Source organism: Streptomyces sp. NPDC079141, assembly GCF_040686775.1.
Taxonomy (GTDB): Bacteria; Actinomycetota; Actinomycetes; order Streptomycetales; family Streptomycetaceae; genus Streptomyces.
Window position 1 is genome coordinate 513646 of sequence record NZ_JBFBLP010000001.1, and the last position, 18551, is coordinate 532196.

General features: G+C 72.6%; 15 protein-coding genes. 6 read left to right on the top strand and 9 right to left on the bottom strand.

Translation table 11 applies throughout. The features are described from left to right. Nucleotides 1–3 precede the first annotated feature (3 nt). Nucleotides 4–2103, bottom strand: a complete 2100-nt coding sequence (locus tag AB0Q90_RS02380; RefSeq protein WP_363162630.1) for a bifunctional polysaccharide deacetylase/glycosyltransferase family 2 protein — start codon at nt 2101–2103, stop codon at nt 4–6. Between the two features lie 550 nt (nt 2104–2653). Between AB0Q90_RS02380 and AB0Q90_RS02385 the strand changes: the two genes are divergently transcribed. From AB0Q90_RS02385 to AB0Q90_RS02395, 3 genes are all read left to right on the top strand, one after another. After that, nucleotides 2654–3985, top strand: coding sequence for a ferredoxin reductase family protein (locus AB0Q90_RS02385; RefSeq protein ID WP_363162678.1), 1332 nt, complete (start codon nt 2654–2656; stop codon nt 3983–3985). A gap of 42 nt (nt 3986–4027) precedes the next feature. Continuing rightward, entirely contained in the window at nt 4028–4612 is a 585-nt protein-coding gene (locus AB0Q90_RS02390) for an FMN-binding protein (protein WP_363162629.1), read from the top strand. 155 nt (nt 4613–4767) lie between these two features. Then, nucleotides 4768–5997 (top strand): family 16 glycosylhydrolase, encoded by a 1230-nt coding sequence (locus AB0Q90_RS02395; protein WP_363162628.1) that lies wholly within the window; start codon nt 4768–4770, stop codon nt 5995–5997. 23 nt (nt 5998–6020) lie between these two features. Here AB0Q90_RS02395 and AB0Q90_RS02400 read toward each other — a convergent pair whose 3' ends face one another. Then, nucleotides 6021–6257 carry a hypothetical protein gene (locus AB0Q90_RS02400; RefSeq protein WP_363162627.1) on the bottom strand — a complete coding sequence of 79 codons (237 nt, stop codon included), beginning with the start codon at nt 6255–6257 and terminating at the stop codon, nt 6021–6023. Nucleotides 6258–6387: 130 nt separating this feature from the next. On the opposite strand from AB0Q90_RS02400, the gene AB0Q90_RS02405 reads away from it, so the two are divergent. Next, entirely contained in the window at nt 6388–7419 is a 1032-nt protein-coding gene (locus AB0Q90_RS02405) for a PHP domain-containing protein (protein WP_363162626.1), read from the top strand. A gap of 266 nt (nt 7420–7685) precedes the next feature. Here AB0Q90_RS02405 and AB0Q90_RS02410 read toward each other — a convergent pair whose 3' ends face one another. Continuing rightward, complete coding sequence (locus tag AB0Q90_RS02410) at nt 7686–9101, bottom strand: helix-turn-helix transcriptional regulator (RefSeq protein ID WP_363162625.1); 1416 nt, start codon at nt 9099–9101, stop codon at nt 7686–7688. Further along, nucleotides 9098–9379 (bottom strand): helix-turn-helix transcriptional regulator, encoded by a 282-nt coding sequence (locus tag AB0Q90_RS02415; RefSeq protein WP_363162677.1) that lies wholly within the window; start codon nt 9377–9379, stop codon nt 9098–9100. The genes AB0Q90_RS02410 and AB0Q90_RS02415 overlap by 4 nt, the downstream gene beginning before the upstream one ends. A gap of 128 nt (nt 9380–9507) precedes the next feature. On the opposite strand from AB0Q90_RS02415, the gene AB0Q90_RS02420 reads away from it, so the two are divergent. Continuing rightward, nucleotides 9508–10524: an SDR family oxidoreductase gene (locus AB0Q90_RS02420; RefSeq protein WP_363162624.1), complete on the top strand. Its 1017-nt coding sequence runs from the start codon at nt 9508–9510 to the stop codon at nt 10522–10524. A 5-nt stretch (nt 10525–10529) separates the two neighbouring features. Here the strand turns inward: AB0Q90_RS02420 and AB0Q90_RS02425 are convergent, their stop codons facing one another. The 4 genes from AB0Q90_RS02425 to AB0Q90_RS02440 all read right to left on the bottom strand — a co-directional run bounded on the left by AB0Q90_RS02425 (nt 10530) and on the right by AB0Q90_RS02440 (nt 14170). After that, entirely contained in the window at nt 10530–10763 is a 234-nt protein-coding gene (locus tag AB0Q90_RS02425) for a hypothetical protein (protein ID WP_363162623.1), read from the bottom strand. Between the two features lie 73 nt (nt 10764–10836). Then, nucleotides 10837–12126: an ROK family protein gene (locus tag AB0Q90_RS02430; protein ID WP_363162622.1), complete on the bottom strand. Its 1290-nt coding sequence runs from the start codon at nt 12124–12126 to the stop codon at nt 10837–10839. Nucleotides 12127–12183: 57 nt separating this feature from the next. Then, the gene (locus AB0Q90_RS02435; protein ID WP_363162621.1) at nt 12184–13155 is read right to left on the bottom strand and encodes an aminoglycoside phosphotransferase family protein; all 972 of its coding nucleotides are present in this window, start codon (nt 13153–13155) and stop codon (nt 12184–12186) included. 85 nt (nt 13156–13240) lie between these two features. Continuing rightward, complete coding sequence (locus AB0Q90_RS02440; protein ID WP_363162620.1) at nt 13241–14170, bottom strand: RNA polymerase sigma-70 factor; 930 nt, start codon at nt 14168–14170, stop codon at nt 13241–13243. Nucleotides 14171–14348: 178 nt separating this feature from the next. On the opposite strand from AB0Q90_RS02440, the gene AB0Q90_RS02445 reads away from it, so the two are divergent. Further along, nucleotides 14349–14732, top strand: coding sequence for a DoxX family protein (locus AB0Q90_RS02445; protein WP_363162619.1), 384 nt, complete (start codon nt 14349–14351; stop codon nt 14730–14732). 237 nt (nt 14733–14969) lie between these two features. On the opposite strand, the gene AB0Q90_RS02450 is transcribed toward AB0Q90_RS02445, so the two are convergent. After that, a complete protein-coding gene (locus AB0Q90_RS02450; protein WP_363162618.1) occupies nt 14970–18551 on the bottom strand; it encodes a phosphopantetheine-binding protein in 3582 nt (1193 codons plus the stop codon).

An 18551-nucleotide genomic window follows, 5' to 3' on the forward strand; every position in this document is an offset into this window, starting at 1 on the left:
GCCTCACCTCGACGACAACTCCCGTGCGGCGACCGGCTGTCTGAGCTGTTCGGCCGCGGCCGTCCCGGAGCGCTGCATGCGCTGCCACTTCAGCCGGGTGCCGCCCAGCAGGGCGACCACGGACTGGATGACGACCAGGTACATCAGCTGCCGGTAGACGAAGAGCTGGAACGGCATCGACCACAGGGCCCGCAGCTTCTCCCCGTCGAGCCGCAACGCGTGTCCGGCGCACAGCAGTTGGACGGCGAGGAAGGCCAGCCACACCCCCACCGACTGCGCGGGGTCCATGAAGAGCGCCCCGTACAGCGCGAAGAGGTCCACGACCGGGGCGATCAGCGGCAGGATCACCTGAAACAGCATCAGATACGTCAGTCCGCGGCGGGCGAAGCGCCCGGCCGGGCCCACTTCCGTCAGGGCCCCGCGGTGCTTGCCCATCGCCTGGAGCGTGCCGTAGCACCAGCGGTAACGCTGGCGCCACAACTGCCGCAGCGAGGTGGGTACTTCGGTCCAGGCGACGGCCGACTCCTCGTAGACCACCCGCCAGCCGGCCCGCCACAGGGCCATCGTCAGGTCGGTGTCCTCGGCGAGGGTGTCCTCGCTCACCCCGCCGACGCCCAGGAGCGCGTCCCGGCGGAAGGCGCCGATGGCTCCCGGCACCGTCGGCATGCACTCCAGCACCTCGAACATCCGCCGGTCGAGGTTGAAGCCGAAGACGTACTCCAGGTGCTGCCATCTGCCCAGCAGGCCGCGCCGGTTGCCCACCTTGGTGTTGCCGCTGACGGCGCCGACGGCAGGGTGGGCGAGCGGCTGGATGAGCCGGTGCAGGGCGTCGGGTTCGAAGACGGTGTCGGCGTCGACCATCACCACGATGTCGTACGAGGCGTTCGCCAGGCCGGTGTTGAGCGCCGCGGCCTTGCCCGAGTTGGGCTGCCGGATCACCCGGACGCGGGGGTCGTCGATCCAGGTGGCGAGGTCCGCGGTCCGGTCCGTCGAGCCGTCGTCGATGACGATGACCTCCAGGTACGGGTGCGTGGACGCGAGCAGCGAGTGGAGCGTGGACTCGATGCCGGCCTCTTCGTTGTACGCCGGGACCAGCACCGTCACGGGCGCGTTGATCTCGCGCAGCCAGGGCGCGCCGGGCCGGAAGCGGGTCAGGCGCCGGACGTGGGCGCGGGCGAAGAAGGTGAGCATCAGCAGCCGCAGCACACCGAGGACGCCCAGCGCGAGCAGCACCCAGGTCATGGCGCCGGTGAAGGTGTGTCCGGCGGTCGTGGCCCAGTTCAGCGCCCTGCCCTGCCAGCGTTCGGCAGTGGACACGGGTGTGTCGGCCGGGGGCATGCCGAGCGCGTCCGTCACGGTGGTGAACCGGTCGGCGCGCGCGTTGCCGAGCAGGGCCTTGGCCTCCTGGTACGCCAGGTCCGTCTGGCTGAACTGGCGGACCATGCCGTGCGCCGGATCGCGGTCGGGCCGGTCCGCGGCGACCACGACGTAGCCGTCCGCGGCGGCGCGGCGGGCCGCCGTCCACTCGGCGCCGCACAGGGTGTCCACCTGAGTGGTCAGCGGCATGCGCAGCAGGTCGGTGCGGATACCCGCGGAGCCCGCGAGGGTCTTCTGGGTGAGCGTCAGTTCCATCGCGGCGCGCACCCGCGACGAGGATCCGAGGTCGGCCCCCGTGTAGGTGTGCGAGCCGATCTCGTGACCCTCGGCGAGGATCCGCCGGACCAGCTCCGGGTGGCGGGCCGCCCGTGCGCCGTGGACGAAGAAGGTGGCGTGCGCGTGGTGCTTGCGCAGCAGGTTCAGCAGGCGCGGGGTCCGGACGGGGTCGGGGCCGCCGTCGAAGGTGAGCGCGACGGTCCGTGCGGGCGCGGCCGAGGAGACGGCGCGGTTGCCGTCTATGCGGTGCAGTACGGGCCCGCCGCGGTCGACGGCCTCGGGTACGGGCTTCGTGCACGGGATCCGTGTCTTGGCGGCGTCGACCTCGTGGCTGGTCCAGCCCTCGAAGAGGAGGACGGCGAAGACGACGGACAGGGTGAGGGCGAGGAGCTTCCAGTGGCCGCGGGGCTCGCGGGAACGGGCGTGGCGGCGTCGTTCCGCGCGACTCACGCAGCCGTCCTCGGGGTGAGGTTAATCACGGTGGATTCAGAGGCTGTTGGACCGCTGTCGGGGGCGGGCGGGGGCGCTTCGCGGGTGGCGCTGGCAAGCGCGCGGGGTACGGACGCCGGTAGGGAGAACCTCGTTCCGGCAGTGCAGCCGGTCGCGCGCCGCGCGGTCTTCCCGCGCTGGTCGAGACAGGCGACGCCCACTGAAGGGCGCTGCGTTTTCTGGTGGTTTGTCTTCCGGTCGCGGTCTTGCATGGGCGGCGAGTCTGCCACAGCCGAAACCGCGGGCGTGTCCGAAACGGACCGGGCGGCCGCTTCGCCACCGAGGGTGTGACACCGCGTCCCGTGCGTGCGCTGGAGTAGGTGGCTGCGGGGAAGTGTGCATCGTTCCGCTCCCCGGTCCCGGGGTGGAGCGTCCGGCCTCGCACCCGCACTTCCCCGATCGTTTTCAGCCGTCCGTCCGCTGTACGGTCCCCGGGACACGAAGGCTGCCGGCAAGAGAAAGACCAGCGTTGACGACCATCCAGCACAGCCGGGCGGGCAGACGCCAGGCCATGCGCCGGGTCCGGCCCCGGCGATCTCCCGCGACACCCCTGCTGGCGCTCGCCTGGGCGGGTGCGGCCGCCGTGCTGTGGCTGTGGTGGCGCAACACCCCCGCCGTCGCCGCGACCACCGCCGACCGGCTGGTGCACGCGGGCCGCATCACCGGGCTGCTCGCCGGCTATGTGATCGCCCTGGTGGTCGCCCAGATGGCGCGCGTGCCCGCGCTCGAACGACGGGTCGGATCCGACCGTGTCACGCGGTGGCACGCCCGGACCGGCCGCTACGCGCTGTCGCTGACCCTCGCCCACGTCGTGCTGATCCTCTACGGATACGCACTCCAGGCGGACACCGGCATCGTGGCGCAGACAACGTCCGTCGTCACCGACTACCCGCACATGATCGAGGCGGCGGTCGGCACGGGCCTGCTGCTCCTCGTCGGCTTCGTCTCCGCCGGTGCCCTGCGGCGCCGTATGCGCTACGAGGTCTGGTACTACCTGCACCTGCTCACCTACGCCGCGGTCTACCTCGCCTTCTGGCACCAGCTCGGCACGGGCGCCGAGTTCGTCGGCGACGCCACCGCCCGCGCCGCCTGGTACGCCCTGTACGGCACGGTCTGCGCCCTGCTGCTGTGGTACCGCGTGCTCACCCCGGTGCGGCTCAACCTGCGGCACCGCATGCGGGTCGAGTCGGTGGTGCCGGAGGCGCCGGGGGTGGTCTCGGTGCTGATCCGCGGGCGGCGGCTGCATCGGCTGGGAGCCGAGGCGGGGCAGTTCTTCCGCTGGCGGTTCCTCACCGAGGGGCTGCGCTGGAGCGCCAACCCGTACTCGCTGTCGGCGCCGCCCCGCCCCGACCTGCTGCGGATCACCGTCAAGGCCGTCGGCGGACACAGCGCGGCGCTGGCCCGGCTGCGGCCGGGCACACGCGTGTGGGCGGAGGGACCGTACGGGGCGATGACAGCGGCCCGGCGCAGCCGCGGCAAAGTGCTGCTGCTCGCGGGCGGCGCCGGCATCACTCCGCTGCGCGCCCTGTTCGAGACGCTGCCGGGCGCGCCCGGGGACCTCACCCTCCTCTACCGGGCCCGCACGCCCGAGGAACTCGCGCTCCGGGACGAGCTGGAGGCGATCGCCGACGCGCGCGGGGCGCAACTGCTGTACCTCGTGAACCGGCCCGACGGCCGCAGGACGGCGATCACCGCGAAGCTGCTGCACAGGATCCTGCCGGACATCGCGCGTCACGACGTGTACCTGTGCGGTCCGCAGGGGCTGGCCGAGGAGTCCTACGCCGCACTGCGCGAGGCGGGCGTCCCGCACCGCCGGATCCACCACGAGTCCTTCGAGTTCTGAGGCCCATGTGACAGCTGATGCTGCTGATGCGCTGGTAGTCCCGTGAGGAAGAAACATCCGTTCCGGCATGCGCTGCTGGCCACCGTCGGCACCGTCTCGGGCATCGTGCTGCTGCTCGCGCTCAAGCCGACCACGGACCCGGCGGTGGCGCAGGCCGAGCCGACGATCACGCCGAGCGCCGCCGTGTCAGCGGTGTCCCCCTCGGCGTCCTCGCACTCTCCCTCCGCGTCGGCCTCGCCGTCGAGGACCCCCGGGAAGAAGCGCAGCCCGTCCGCCACGGCGACGTCGGCCGCCCCGACGAAGACCACCAGCGCCCCGGCGCCGCCGAAGACCACCTCGGCCGCGCCCACCACGCGCACGGTCACCGGGGTCGCGGCCGAGACGAAGTACGGGCCGGTCCAGGTGCGGATCACCCTCACCGACGGCAGGATCACCGGCGCGAGCGCCGTCCAGTCCCCCAGCGAGGCGCCGCGCAGCAGGGAGATCTCCGCCTCGGCGGTCCCCACGCTCAACCAGGAGACCCTCCAGGCGCAGAGCGCGGACATCGACACCGTGTCCGGCGCCACGTACACCAGCCAGGGCTACCGGCAGTCCCTGCAGAGCGCCCTGGACCAGGCCGGGGTCTGAGCCGCCGGCGAGGGGTGCCCGGGCTCGCTCAACTACTGGTCCGTACCAAGGTATTGACGCGCACTTATCTCACTCCTTAAATCAAGAAGCGACACCTTCACCCCCACCTCGGTCGGCGCACCCGTCCCCTCGGGCACCCGACGGAAGGGAGCGCCATGGTCTCCCCCCGCTCACTGCGCAGAATCCTTCTCGCCGCCCTGTCCGGCGCGCTCGTCGCGTCGGTGGCGGTCGGCCCCGCCCGGGCGGAGGACCCGGGCGTCGGCGTGGCCGCCGTGACGTTCTCCGACACCTTCGACGGGCCCGCCGGAACGGCCGTCGACTCCTCGAAGTGGCAGGTCGAGACCGGCGACAACGTCAACAACCACGAACGCCAGTACTACACGGCCGGCAACCGCAACGCCGCCCTCGACGGCCAGGGCCATCTGGTCATCACGGCCCGGCGGGAGAACCCGGCCAACTACCAGTGCTGGTACGGCACCTGCCAGTACACCTCCGCCCGGATCAACACCGCGGGGAAGTTCACCGCACAGTACGGGCATGTCGAGGCGCGGATGAAGGTCCCGCGCGGACAGGGCATGTGGCCGGCGTTCTGGATGCTCGGCACACCGGTCAACTGGCCGGACTCGGGTGAGATCGACGTCATGGAGAACGTGGGGTTCGAGCCGTCCACCGTCCACGGCACGCTCCACGGCCCCGGCTACTCCGGCGCGGGCGGCATCGGCGCGGCCTACTCCCTGCCGAACGGCCAGGCCTTCGCGGACGCCTTCCACACCTTCGCCGTCGACTGGGCACCGGACTCGATCACCTGGTCGGTGGACGGCAACGTCTACCAGCGGCGCACACCCGCGGACCTCGGCGGCCGCACCTGGGTGTTCAACAAGCCGTTCTTCCTGATCCTGAACCTGGCGGTGGGCGGCTACTGGCCCGGCGACCCGGACGGCTCCACCGTCTTCCCGCAGCAGCTCGTGGTGGACCATGTGTCGGTGACGACGAGCGACTCCGCCGCCGGCGTGCCGATCAGGGGGCTCGCCGGAAAGTGCGTGGACGTCGCCGGCGCCAACCCCGCCAACGGCACCCCCGTCCAGCTCTACGACTGCAACGGCACCGCCGCCCAGCAGTGGACCGCCGGCGGCGACGGCACGCTCCGGGCGCTCGGCAAGTGTCTGGACGCGACCGGGAACGGCACCGCGGACGGCACGACCGTCCAGCTGTGGGACTGCACCGGCGGCGCCAACCAGAAGTGGACCGTCACCGCGGCGCGCGACATCGTCAACCCACAGGCCGACAAGTGTCTGGACGTGACCGGCAACAACTCGGCCAACGGCACCCGGCTGCAGATCTGGACCTGCACCGGCGGCGCCAACCAGAAATGGACCGTGGGCTGAGCGGTCCTGGTGCCGGGTCCGGGTTAGTGCCGGGTCCAGGTGAACTTGTCGCCGCCGACCCACCTCACCACGTCCGGATCGTCCAGGTCGTGGACGGTGATGCCGTACGCGGCGGCGGTCTCCAGTACGTCGATGAGGGCTCTCGCCTCACCGACCACCATGCCGTCGATCTCCACGATGCGGAACGGCGGCGTGCCCGGCTGCACCCCGAGCACCATGATCCGCGGATGGGAGATGTACGGGCTCGCGATTTCGGTCATGCAATAGAGCGTAGAACGCATCCGCCAATTGCCAACCGGACAGCTCACCCGATCAGCCACTGCGCCCTCTCGGGCCCCGCCCGCGGTGCGCCGTCCGCGGCGCTGGGGAACCCTGGAGGGGGAGGTGGCGATGGATCCCGTCGAGGCACTGGACCGGATCGCCTTCCTGCTGGAGCGGTCACTGGCGCCCACCTATCGGGTACGGGCCTTTCGCACCGCGGCCCGGGTGCTGGCGGCGCTGCCGGAGGCGGAGCTGCGCGAGCGGGCCGCCGCCGGGACGCTGGAGACGCTGCGCGGGGTCGGCCCGAAGACGGCGCAGGTGGTGCGAGAGGCGCTGGCCGGGCAGGTGCCCGGCTATCTGGAGAAGCTGGAGGGCGAGACCGGGAGCCCGTACGACGACGACGGCGGCGGCGCCGGGCTGCGGGCGCTGCTGCGCGGGGACTGCCATCTGCACTCCGACTGGTCCGACGGCGGCAGCCCGATCGAGGAGATGGGCCGGGCGGCGGCCGCGCTCGGGCACGAGTGGGCGGCGCTCACCGACCACTCCCCGCGTCTGACGGTGGCCCGGGGCCTGTCGCCCGAGCGGCTGCGCGAGCAGCTGGAGGTGGTGGCGGCGCTGAACGAGACCTGGGCGCCGTTCCGGCTGCTGACCGGGATCGAGTGCGACATCCTCGACGACGGCACGCTCGACCAGGAGCCGGAGCTGCTGGAGCGGCTCGACGTCGTGGTGGTCTCGGTCCACTCCAAGCTGCGCATGGACGCCCGCTCGATGACCCGCCGCATGGTGGCCGCGGTCCGCAATCCGCACTCCGACGTGCTCGGGCACTGCACCGGGCGGCTGGTCACCGGGCGGGGGCGGCCCGAGTCCGAGTTCGACGCGGAGGAGGTGTTCGCCGCGTGCGCCGAGACCGGCACGGCCGTGGAGATCAACAGCCGCCCCGAGCGGCTGGACCCACCACGGCGCCTGCTGCGCCGGGCGGTCGCGGCGGGAGTGCTGTTCTCCATCGACACCGACGCCCACGCGCCCGGCCAGCTGGACTGGCAGATCCTCGGCTGCGCCCGGGCCGAGGAGTGCGGGGTGCCGGCCGACCGCGTCGTCACCACGTGGTCGCTTCCGGAGCTGCTGGCCTGGACCCGGGAGCGCCAGGCCGGCGACCGGTGATGCAGATCACCCCAAAACGGGCCGGAGCACGGAACACCCGGGGGTGGTTGCCCGTTGAACGAGGCGTGGGTACGGATGGGACAGTGTCCCCGGGCCTCACCTTTGCTCACAGGGACGATCGTTCGGCTGAAGCCCTGTGGCGCCTTTCGCCGAGAGGCGACCGCCATCCGTACCCGCCCTTGGTCCGCCCCGACCGTGATTCCCCCGTCGCGGTCGGGGCTTTCTCCTGCCCGCCAGGCGCTGGGCGCGCGGCGCGGCGCGGCGGGTCAGTCGCTCTCGCCGACGGAGTAGACGTCCTTGACCTTCACCTCGGTGACCCCGCGCCCCTCCGGGAAGACGCGCCGCCAGTCGCCGATCACATGCAGCTCGTCGGTGCCCATCGCGCGGACGACCGTCAGACCCTCGTCATGCGCCTTGTACGCCTTGGTCCAGAGGTTGGCGAAGGCCTGCGAGCGGATGAGGTGCATCCAGTCGGGGCGGTACAGCTCCCGGTTGTAGTTCGACTCCCCCATCGTGGAGACGAACTTGGCGTACATGGCCTTCACGTACTCCAGCGTCACCTCGTCGTCCTCGGCGATCGCCCGGTCACGGGCGTCCTTCATGGCGATACGGAACTTCTCCAGCAGGTTCTCCGTGGCCCCCGAGGTGAACGACTCGTGGATCTGCGGCGCTTCGCACAAGCCGTACTTCGGTCCCGACAGGCGCAGCAGCAGGCGCAGGGTGGGTTCGGTGACCCACAGCGGGCCGGGTTCGTCCCGGTTGCCGAGCGGGTTGGGCAGATACGCCTCGTGCTCCCACGCGGGCGGGGTGATCAGGTGGACGCCGGCCCGGCGCCGGTCGTGGCCGAAGCCGGTGGAGTGCTCCAGCTGGCCGATGGGGAGGTGCGTCTTCAATGCGCTGAGATAGGCGCCGTTGATGTCGAGCGCGGTCACCTCGTGGGCGCCGGGCGGCAGTTCGGTACGGGCCCACTTGGGGCGGGCCTCCCAGATGCTGTCGGATCCGCGGGCGGTCTGCTTGCGCAGGACGTCCGGGATCCAGGGGTGCGCCACGACGTCGTAGCGGCCGCCCTTGCGGGTCGCGTCCAGCAGCGCCATGGCGTCCGGGATGGCCCGCCTGACCAGTGCGGCGGTGGCGGCCTCGACGTCGCCCTCATGCTGCGCCAGCGCGGCCGCGACCGCCTCGCCGATCGGGTCGGGGGTGTCGGAGGCGGTCTGCATACGGCGGCCTACGGGGGCGACCTTCACGGACTGCACGGGCTCGGGGGCGGGCGGGGTGCCGCACTCGGCGGGGTCCAGGTGCTGGGGGAAGCCGGCCACCTCGTGATGCGCGGGCGCGCCGCACAGCACACAGGGGCGGGCGACGGTGAGCGTCCCGACGTCGTCGCCCGGCTCGGAGCGGCCGGGGTCCGGCTGCTCCGGCGCGCTGTCCTCGGGCTCCGGCGGCGCCAGTTTCGTGCGGGCGCCTTCGAGGAAGTACGCGTACTTCTCGCGCACCGCGCCGCCCGGGTCCCGGCCGGATTCCCAGCCGCCGACGGTGGAGGGGCTCACGCCGAGTGCCTGGGCGACCTGGGTACGGGAGAGGTTCAGGCCCTCGCGCAGGGCGCGCCGCTCCTCCGCGGGCGGCAGGGGCACCTCCTGGCGGGCGTTCGCCAGGAGGTCGTCGATCGCCTCGAAGCCCGTCATCCCGTCACCGTCCTCGCGTCCCGGCGCCGCCGACGCCGTACCGGCAGGGACTCGCACGCGCGGGTCGGCCCGGCGAGCAGGTCCAGTACATCGATGCCGAAGTGCGCGGCCAGCGCGTCGCAGTCGGCGAGGCTCCAGGCGGCGCTGCCGGACTGACGTCGGCTCACCTGCGCCTGGCTCACGCCGAGCGCCAGCGCCAGGTCCGTCTGCGACTCGCCCGTCGCATGCATCAGGGCGGCGACGGCCGACCGCACCCGCTCTCCCAAGGACAGTCCCACCCGGCCCACCCTACCCCTGCTCATGCGTAGGATGAATGAGGCATGCCTGGAACGCAAGCCGCGTGTCGCGTGCATCCGTGTCCACCGGGTACTCGGGGTGCCCCGACAGCGGTCGAGAGGAGTCCAAGGTGAGCAGCAGGATCGTCGTCACGGGCGCCACCGGCAATGTCGGCACGAGCGTGGTGCGTCTCCTCTCGGAGGACGCGGAGGTCGGATCCGTGCTGGGGCTGGCCCGCAGGATCCCCGGCTGGTCGCCCCCGAAGACACAGTGGTCCGCGGTCGACCTGTCCGCCGACGGGTCGGAGCTCGCAGAGCGGTTCGCGGGCGCCGCCGCCGTCGTCCATCTGGCCTGGGCGTTCCAGCCGACTCACGAGCCGGCGGTGACCTGGCGCACGAACGTGCTCGGCTCGATCCGCGTGTTCGACGCGGTGGCTGCCGCCGGGGTGCCGGCGCTGATCCACGCGTCGTCGGTCGGGGCGTACTCGCCGGGGCCGAAGGACCACGCCGTGGACGAGTCGTGGCCGACGCACGGCTGGCCGGACGCCGCGTACTGCCGGGAGAAGGCCTATCTGGAGCGGACCCTGGACACCTTTGAGCGCGACCACCCGGAGGTGCGGGTGGTGCGGATGCGGCCCGCGTTCCTCTTCAAGCGGGAGTCGGCGAGCGAGCAGCGCCGGATCTTCGGCGGGCGTTTCCTGCCCGGCCCTCTGGTGCGGCCGCACATGCTGCCGTTCCTGCCCGACATCCCCGGGCTGCGGGTCCAGGCGCTCCACACGGACGACGCGGCTGAGGCGTACCGGCTCGCGATCCACTCCGACGTGCGGGGCGCCTTCAATCTGGCGGCCGAGCCGCCGGTCGACGCGGAGCTGCTGGGCGAGATGTTCGGCGCCCGCCCGGTGCGGCTGCCGCGTACGGCGGCCCGCTCGGCCATCGCCGCGGCGTGGGGGCTGCACATCCTGCCGGCCTCGCCGCAGCTGTTCGACGCGGCCCTCAGGCTGCCCCTGCTGGACTGCGCCCGGGCGCGCACGGAGCTGGGCTGGCGTCCGCGGCACACGGCGCCCGAGGTGCTGGAGGAGTTCCTGCTCGGCATCCAGCAGGGCGAGGGTGCCGACACCGAGCCGCTGCGTGGGCGCAAGGCGAGCTGACGGGGTCAGGCCGAGGACTCGTCCGGCACCGGCTGCTCGGGGTGGACGGAGGCCGACCTGGGGCCGGACTGCCGGCCCGCCCCGGCCTCGTCGGCGCCGGGGACGTCGTCGGTTTCCTCGTCCACGTCGGCGGGGTCCACGTCCCACGGGTCCTCGCCCGCACCGACCTGCTGGTCCGGCATGTCCCTCGGGACGGTTCCGCCGTTGTCCGCGGGCTCTTCGAAGCGACGGTCGGCCACGGCGTCCTCCTTCCCACGCGTTCCTCTTGCGGTCCGGGGTCGCGCGAGTACCTCCCGGGCGGCCGGCGAAACGTCAGTGCGTGGCGCGCTCCTCCAGGGCCGTGCGCCAGGCGGGCGGCGCGCCCTCGGGCTCGGGGTCGGCGCGGCGGCCGCCGCGGGCGAAGAAGTCGGCGAGCGGCAGGACCGCGGCCCCCACGGTGACCGCCTCCGGCCCCAGCCCGCCGAGCTCGATCGTGACCCGCTCGGCCGGGTGGCGCAGGGCGTACGCGGACGCGTGGCGGCGTACGTCGGGCAGCAGCCGGGCGCCGAGCCGGAGGCCGGCCCAGCCGCCGATCAGGATGCGTTCGGGCTGGAAGAGGTTGATCAGGTCGGAGAGACCGGCGCCGACGTACTCGGCGGTCTCCTCCAGTACGGCACGGGCCGCCGGGTCGGCCGGGCCGCCGTCGGCCGGATCCGCCGCGGCGGCCAGCGCGGCCAGGCCGCTCTCCTGGTCGGCGGTCTCCGGCGGCTGCCCGCCCGCCTCGCGCCAGCGGTCGAGGAGGGCCTCGGCCCCCGCGTACGCCTCCAGGCAGCCGAGCGCGCCGCACCGGCAGCGGCGCCCCCTGACCCGTACCGTCAGATGCCCCCATTCGATGGCCCGCCCGTGCTCGGCCTCGGGGGTGACGAGGCAGGCGCCGACGCCGGAGCCGAACAGGACGACGACGGCGCTGCGGGCGCCGCGTCCGCCGCCGAACCACATCTCGGCCTGGCCGAGGGTCCTGGCGCCGTTGTCGATGAAGTACGGGACGGTGTCGGGGAGCTCGCAGCCCTCCCGCAGGAGCGACTCCAGCGGCACCGCGTCCCAGCCGATCGTCTGTCCGTGGACGACGGCTCCGCGGTCGGGCGTGTGCTCGACGATGCCGGGGACGCCGATGCCCACGCCGAGGAGCCGATCGGGGGCGATGCCGGCGTGCGCGAGCACCTCGGCGACGCCCTCGCGGATGTGACCGACGACGACCTCGACCTCGTATCCCTGGCGCTCCAACGGCCGTTCCGTGCGGGCGAGTTCGGTGAGGGCCAGGTCGAACAGCTCGACGCGGACCCGGGTCTCCCCGACGTCGACGCCGATCATGTGGCCGCTGCCGGGGGCCACCCGGAGCAGGGTGCGGGGCCGGCCGCCGTCGGATTCGACGCTGCCGGCCTCCTCCAGCAGGCCGTCGGCGATCAGGTCGGCCACCACGTTGCTGACCGAGCCGGAACTCAGTCCGGTGACCGGGCCGAGCTCGAAGCGGCTGAGGGGGCCGTCGAAGTAGAGGCGCTTGAGGACGGCCGCGCGGTTGGCCCGTCTGAGATCGCGTACCGTGCGCCCGTTCCGCCCCGCCATGTGGCTCCCTTCGTACCCCGTCCGACCTGGAAGATACCTCTCCGGGCGGCGGGCGGCTCAGGCGGTGCGGGTCAGATCCTCGATCTCGTCGAGCGCCGCGACCAGTTCCGGGGCAACCGCTTCCTGTACCCAGCGGTCGCGTCCGGCGTCGGGGCCGCGCGGGACCGTCTCGGTGATCATGATCAGGTAGAGGTAGGCGCGGTAGAGGGCCAGCCGGATCCGGGTCGCGGTGTCGAAGTCGACCCGGCCGCCGGCCTCCCGGTAGCCCGCGAGGAACCCCTCGTCCTTCTCGATGTCCCCCAGCAGGGCCAGGGAGACGAATTCGGCCACCGGGTCGCCCCAGAACATGCGCTCGCCGTCGATGAGGCCGCCGATGCGGGGCGTGCCCGTCGAACGGTCGACCAGGATGTTGCCCGGCCACAGGTCGAAGTGGACCAGACGCGGGACGGTGACGTCGTCGAGGGCCGGGTAGGCAGCCCGGAGCGTGCGGGCCACCTCGTCGGCGGGGCGGGGCAGCCGGGCGCCGTAGTGCCGGGCGTCGTCGAGGACGGCGTCGAGCATCCCGCCGACGGCGGTGCGCCAGTCGGGGGCGAGCGGGCCGAGGGCGCCGGACGGATAGCCGAAACCCGGCCCGGTGACGCGGTGGAGGCGGGCCACCTGGCGTCCCAACTCCGTGCGCAGGTCCTCCTGTTCGGCGTCCGTGAACGAGTCGTCCCAGGGGTCGCCGGGGCAGGCGGTCATGAGCAGTTCTCGCTCCGCGAAGGCCACCACGCGCGGCGCATGTACGCCGACGGTGGCGGCCGCGCGGTAGAACTCCGCCTCGGACACGAGGAGTTCACGTTCGTGCCGCAGCCCCGGGACGGTGGGCGGAGGCGGCACCTTCAGTACGTAGCGGCTGCCGTCGGTGAGGCGCAGCTCCTCGACGGTGTTGTACGTGCCGCCGGTCAACACGCGTACACGGGCGAGACGTTCGGGCGGCAGGCCCGCCGTCGCGAGAATCCGCCGGGCCCGTTCCCAGGAGTCCGTCACCCTGCCCCACCCTCCCCGATCCGAGCTGTGTGCCAGGAACTCTACGGACTCACCCCGCCGCACGGCGGGGAGTTCCCGCCCCGGCTCAGCGGCCCACGGCGTTCTCCTGTTCCACTCGGGACAGCTTCTCGGGGTTGCGCACGAAGTAGATCCCGGTGACGCGGCCTTCGTCGATGCGCAGCGTCATGACGGTGTCGAGCTCGCCGTCGCGCCACAGGACCAGCGCCGGGGCGCCGTTGACCTGGACCGGCTCGACCGACAGCGTGGAGCCGACCTTGCCCAGGCCGCCGGCCAGCAGGCGGGACACCTTGTCCAGGCCCACGATGGGCCGCACGGCGGCCTGCCGGATGCCGCCGCCGTCGCTCAGGATGACGACGTCCGGCGCGAGGACGTCGAAGAACCCTTGCAAGTCGCCGGTCTCGACGGCCCGTTGGAAGGCGTCGAGGGCCGCCCGGCTCTGGGACGCGGAGGTGGTGCCGCGCGGCCGTCGGGCCGCGACGTGCGACCGTGCGCGGTGGGCGATCTGGCGGACCGCGGCGGGGGTCTTCTCGACGGCGTCGGCGATCTCGTCGTAGGGCAGGTCGAAGACCTCGCGCAGCACGAAGACCGCGCGCTCGGCGGGTGCGAGGGTCTCCAGCACGAGCAGCATCGCCATGGAGACGCTGTCGGCCAGTTCGACGTCGTCGGCCACGTCGGGCGCGGTCAGCAGCGGCTCGGGCAGCCAGGAGCCGACGTAGGACTCCTTGCGGCGGCTGAGCGTGCGCATCCGGTTGAGTGCCTGACGGGTGGTGATCCGCACCAGGTAGGCGCGGTGGTCCCGCACCGTGTCGAGGTCGACGGCGGTCCAGCGCAGCCAGGTCTCCTGGACGACGTCCTCGGCGTCGGCCGCCGAGCCGAGCATCTCGTAGGCGACGGTGAACAGCAGATTGCGGTGGGCGACGAACGCCCGGGTGGCGGCGTCCGGACCGCCGTCCCCGTCCACGACCCCACCGTCACCGCCGACTTGGCCCCCCATGGTCAGCTCCTGTCTCCTCGACTCGACTGCGGACCGGCCCATGATCAATCACGGGTGCGGACGATCACAGCAACGTGTGTCCCACATCACACAGGCGGGCTGTCACAGACATCGCGTCAACGGTGCCTTGTGGGCGACGAGTTACCGCAACGAGTGCAACACCTCAAGGAGCGCCCCCATGAACCTCGCCCTGTGGATCATCGCCGGACTGATGGCCGCCGTCTTCCTGATCGCCGGCGCGAACAAGCTGCTCCTCCCCTACGAGAAGCTGGCCAAGGCCCCTGGCGGGGGTTGGGTCCTGCTGTTCAGCCCCGGCCTCGTCAAGGCCCTCGGAGCGGTCGAGCTCCTGGCCGCCGTCGGCCTGATCCTGCCCGCCACGCTCGACATCGCGCCCGTGCTGGTGCCGCTGGCGGCCGTCGGCGTAGTGCTGATCATGGCGGGGGCGGCGGTCGTGACCCTGCGCCGCAAGGAGTCCCTGCACGCCGCGCTGAACCTGACCTATCTCGCCCTGGCCGCCTTCCTGGCCTGGGGGCGCTTCGGCCCCGAGTCGTTCATCGGCTGACCGCCCGGCCTCACGGGCGGCCCCGCGCCGGCGGTCGTGCCACGGCGGGCTCCTCGGCCGGTCCGCCGGGGAGCCCGCCGCCGGGGCTTCTCAGGCTCGCGCCTCCCGACCCTGCCGTACTCGCGGACGACCTCGCGCGCCGGCTTCGTGGGCAGTGGCTGGAGGAGGCGGGGCACGGCAGTTGCGTGACCCGCGGGTGTTGCCACTGGAGTGGGCGACGACCACCAGGGACGTCGCCTAGGCAGTGGTCGCCGGGTGGGCGTCGGTGACGGCGGCGGTGAGGCGTTGGGCGAGGCGCTGCAGTGTGGTGGTGGTCACCCAGCTCATACTGAAGGGCAGATAGACGCCGTAGGTCTTCTCGATGTCGTCCAACAGCTTGGTGAACACCACCGAGTCGAAGCCGTCGATCTCGTTGACGAGCACCTCGGGCAGGATGGCCACTGCCCCGATGCCGGTGTGGTGGGTGATGCGGGCGGCGAGCCAGGACTGGATCTCGCGCTCCGTGGGCGGGAGTTGGGTCGCCGCGTGGTCGGATATCTCCGTGTCGTGCTCGGAGCGGATCGTCCTGTTCACCAGGCTCAGGAATCGACCGGGGGTGTCGGCGTCGACGAGATCCTTCTCGTCGAGGGTCACGCCGTACTCACGCTCCAGCCTACCGGCGACCTGGAGCAGTGCCAGGGAGTCGTAGCCGATTTCGTCGAAAGTCACGTCGGTGATGTCGGCGTCGTCCAGGTCGATGCTGTCGTCCTCGCCTGCGCATTCCGCGAGGGTGGACATCAACTGACCCATCGTGAGGGATTGTCGATCCTGCCGATCGGCCTTCGCCGCCAGGGTGGTGAGGTGCTGGCGCACCACCTCCACGTCCCGCTGATAGACCACGTTGTCGGGCTCGCCGTCGGCCAGCTCCTCGGAGAGTGTGAGACTTCGGCGGTACAGCTCGCGGGCGCGCTGTGCGTCGGCGCGTTCGGCCGCCAATTCGGCGAGTCGTGCGCACCCGAGGGCGAGATCGCGCCGGTACGTGGCGTTCGCCGGCTCGTGGCGCGCTAACTCCTCGCGAATCCGCAGGGATTGACCGAAGCGCCGCTCCGCACGGTCGAGATCGCCCTGTTCGCGGTGGAGTTCACCGAGTCTGCCGTGACCGACGGCGAGATCGCGCCGGAGTACGGCGTCGTCGGGGGAGCCGGCGAGCAGGGTCTCGGTGATGGACAGGGCGTGGCCGTGGTGGGCCAGCGCCTCGGCGATACGGCCCCGGCCGCGCAGGAGATCGCCCAGGCGGTTGTACGCCACGCCGGTGTCCCGTTGGAGTTGCCGGGCTTCCTCCTCGGGCTGCGCTCCAGGCTCCGCCATGGTCCGCAGAATGCCGAGGGAACGGCGGTAGCGGCGCTCGCTTTCGTCCCAGTCCCGGGCCAGGCGGGCGAGTTCGCCGAGTCGGTCGTGCGAGACGGCCGCCGCGCGCAGGAAGGTCCGGTCGGTCGGGTCGGCGGCGAGGAGTTTCTCGACGTGCCGCAGGGCCTGCCGGTGCCGTTCGGCGGCCTGGCGGAAATCGCCTCGGGCGCGTGCCGTGTCCCCCAACCTGCCGTACACAGCGACCAGTTCGGGGTGCGTCTGGCGCGTCGGGTACATATCGGCGCTTTCCTCGTGCAGGTCACGGGCGCGCTCGTACAGCGCCTCGCCCACGCGCCCGCCGCCGGTCGACCGTGCCAGGTCGCCGAGGCGGAGGCAGGCGTGCGCGAGGTCGCCGCCCTCGACACCGGCGGCCGTCTCGGCGAGCACCGGTCCGTCCAGGCAGCGCAGCAGACTCCCGGCGAGTTCGGGGCGCGCGGGGTGCCGGGCGGTGCCCTGCGCGGCCGTCGTGGCCCGCTCGACCAGGTCGGGCAGTCGTGCGGTCAGGGCGCGCGCGATGGCCGCGATGGCCGTGGGCGTTGATGCGGCGAGTCGCGCCAACACGTCCAGGGCGTGGGCAACTTGAGTGTCATGCGGGAGCCCAAGCACCGCTTCGAGCAGCGGCGTACGCGCCCCTGACACGGCCCCGGCACGCTGCTCCTGCGCCAACTCGCGCGCCAGGAATGCCTCGCCGAGTCGGTCGGGGCGCAGTGGGTTGAGCAGGGCGTCGCCGGTGTAGGCGTCGGCGAGCCAGTCCACGACCGTCTGCCGGTCGTCGATCCCGAGGTCCGGGAGGGCGGCGGCGAGCAGGGCGTGGGCCTGTGTTCCGTCGGCCGCCGCAGCGAGCGTGGCGGCCGCGACGGCCCGGCGCCGTGCCGCGTCTCCGAGTCCGGGAACGGCCGGCGCGGTGGTGTCCCAGTAGCGGCGCTCGTGGCTCAACACCCTCTCCACGCCGGGTACTCGGTTGCCACCCGATCCACCCCCGAGGACGGTGTCGTACGCCTCGAAGAGCACATCCAAGGGGCGCGCGTACGCATCGCCCGTCAGGTCGGGGCGGGCGGTGTCGAGTGTCGGCAGAGTGACGCCCCAGGCTTCGGCGAAGGCGTGGACGGCGCGGTCGTGGAGTGTCGCGCGTTCCTCGGGGTCGAGTGGGCGCACGGCGGCCGTGATGTCCTCGGCGTGGTCGACGACGGCGCGCAGCGCGGCCGGGGCGTCCTCGTCGAGGCGCGTCAGGGGTGCCCGCGCCGATGCGCCCTGCCCTCGAGTGAGCAGCAGGACACGTACCGGGGCCGCGGGTGACGCGTGGGCGCTCAGGATCTCCAACAAGCCGCACAGGGACGCCGTGTCGACGGCCTCCGCGTAGTCGACGATCACCAGTCGGGGCAGAGCGAGGGCCGCGAGGGCGCCGGCGTCCCGTTCGCGGGTCCACAGTCCGCTGACCCAGCCGCGTGCGAGGGTGCACCGTGCCAGCTCCAGGGCGAAGCGGGTCTTTCCGGCCCCGCCAGGCGCCGCCACCTGGGCCAGAGCGATGGCCTGCGGTTGTTCGCACCAGCGCTCGATGTCGGCGAGTACGTCGTCGCGGAAGGCGTACGGCACGATGCCGTAGTCGGCACGCAGGAGATCGGCGGGGCTGGTCCTGGGGCCGCGATTGAAGGTTCCCCAGGGGCGACTCAGGGCGGTGTGCCCGGGGTGATCGCGCATGGGCAGGACACGGTTCCAGGAGGCGCGGTCGGCGAGGAACGTCTCTTCGTTGCGGGTGAGCAACTCTCCGCCCCAGGCAGCCAGTTCGTTCTCGGGGTGCGTGCCGGGCAGGAGGGCGGAGATGGGGGTCGCCCAACCGCCGAGATCGCCGTCGATGTCACGCGATGCGGTGATCACGGCGACCACGGCGCGGCTGCGCGGGCACACCAGCGGCGCTCCGGACAAGCCCGGGCTCGCCTGCCCGCCCTTCAACCGGAGGCTGCCATCCCCCTCGACGCCTTCGCAGCGGAAGGTCGCGGGTGAGCCATGGGGCTCGATCCCGTACTCGCGACGTGCGAACCCCCAAGTCCGGCAGTCCCGCTCGGGGTCCGGGTCGGTCGGGGCGAGGCGGACACACGGGTGCTCGGGCAGCGGGACCGTCGTGATGCGCAGCACCGCCAGATCGGGGAAGGGCCACAGCGCGCCCTCGGTGCGCGGCCGGGACCGGGCAACGACGCGCGCACTCAGCTTCAGCTCGTGCTCCTTGTCGGACCTCCCCTCGTGCGTCGTCTCGTACGCGGCGGCTGCCGCGACCAACTCCACGACCTGCTCGTCCCCCACGACATGGGCTGCGGTGAGCACCAGGCCGGGCGCGGCGAAGAAGCCGGTGCCGAGGGTTCTCCCGGCCTCGCCGACCACTTTCACGACGTGGCGCCGCAGTTCGCGATCCCCGTCGGTGTGCGCGGACCCGCCCAT

What these genes read in the sequence shown, in the direction of transcription:
- AB0Q90_RS02405 (WP_363162626.1), top strand. Translation starts at nt 6,388, where the DNA reads ATGGATCCCGTCGAGGCACTGGACCGGATCGCCTTCCTGCTGGAGCGG.
- AB0Q90_RS02430 (WP_363162622.1), bottom strand. Translation starts at nt 12,126, where the DNA reads ATGGCGGGGCGGAACGGGCGCACGGTACGCGATCTCAGACGGGCCAAC.
- AB0Q90_RS02385 (WP_363162678.1), top strand. Translation starts at nt 2,654, where the DNA reads ATGCGCCGGGTCCGGCCCCGGCGATCTCCCGCGACACCCCTGCTGGCG.
- AB0Q90_RS02445 (WP_363162619.1), top strand. Translation starts at nt 14,349, where the DNA reads ATGAACCTCGCCCTGTGGATCATCGCCGGACTGATGGCCGCCGTCTTC.
- AB0Q90_RS02400 (WP_363162627.1), bottom strand. Translation starts at nt 6,257, where the DNA reads ATGACCGAAATCGCGAGCCCGTACATCTCCCATCCGCGGATCATGGTG.
- AB0Q90_RS02410 (WP_363162625.1), bottom strand. Translation starts at nt 9,101, where the DNA reads ATGACGGGCTTCGAGGCGATCGACGACCTCCTGGCGAACGCCCGCCAG.
- AB0Q90_RS02440 (WP_363162620.1), bottom strand. Translation starts at nt 14,170, where the DNA reads ATGGGGGGCCAAGTCGGCGGTGACGGTGGGGTCGTGGACGGGGACGGC.
- AB0Q90_RS02395 (WP_363162628.1), top strand. Translation starts at nt 4,768, where the DNA reads ATGGTCTCCCCCCGCTCACTGCGCAGAATCCTTCTCGCCGCCCTGTCC.
- AB0Q90_RS02450 (WP_363162618.1), bottom strand. Translation starts at nt 18,551, where the DNA reads ATGGGCGGGTCCGCGCACACCGACGGGGATCGCGAACTGCGGCGCCAC.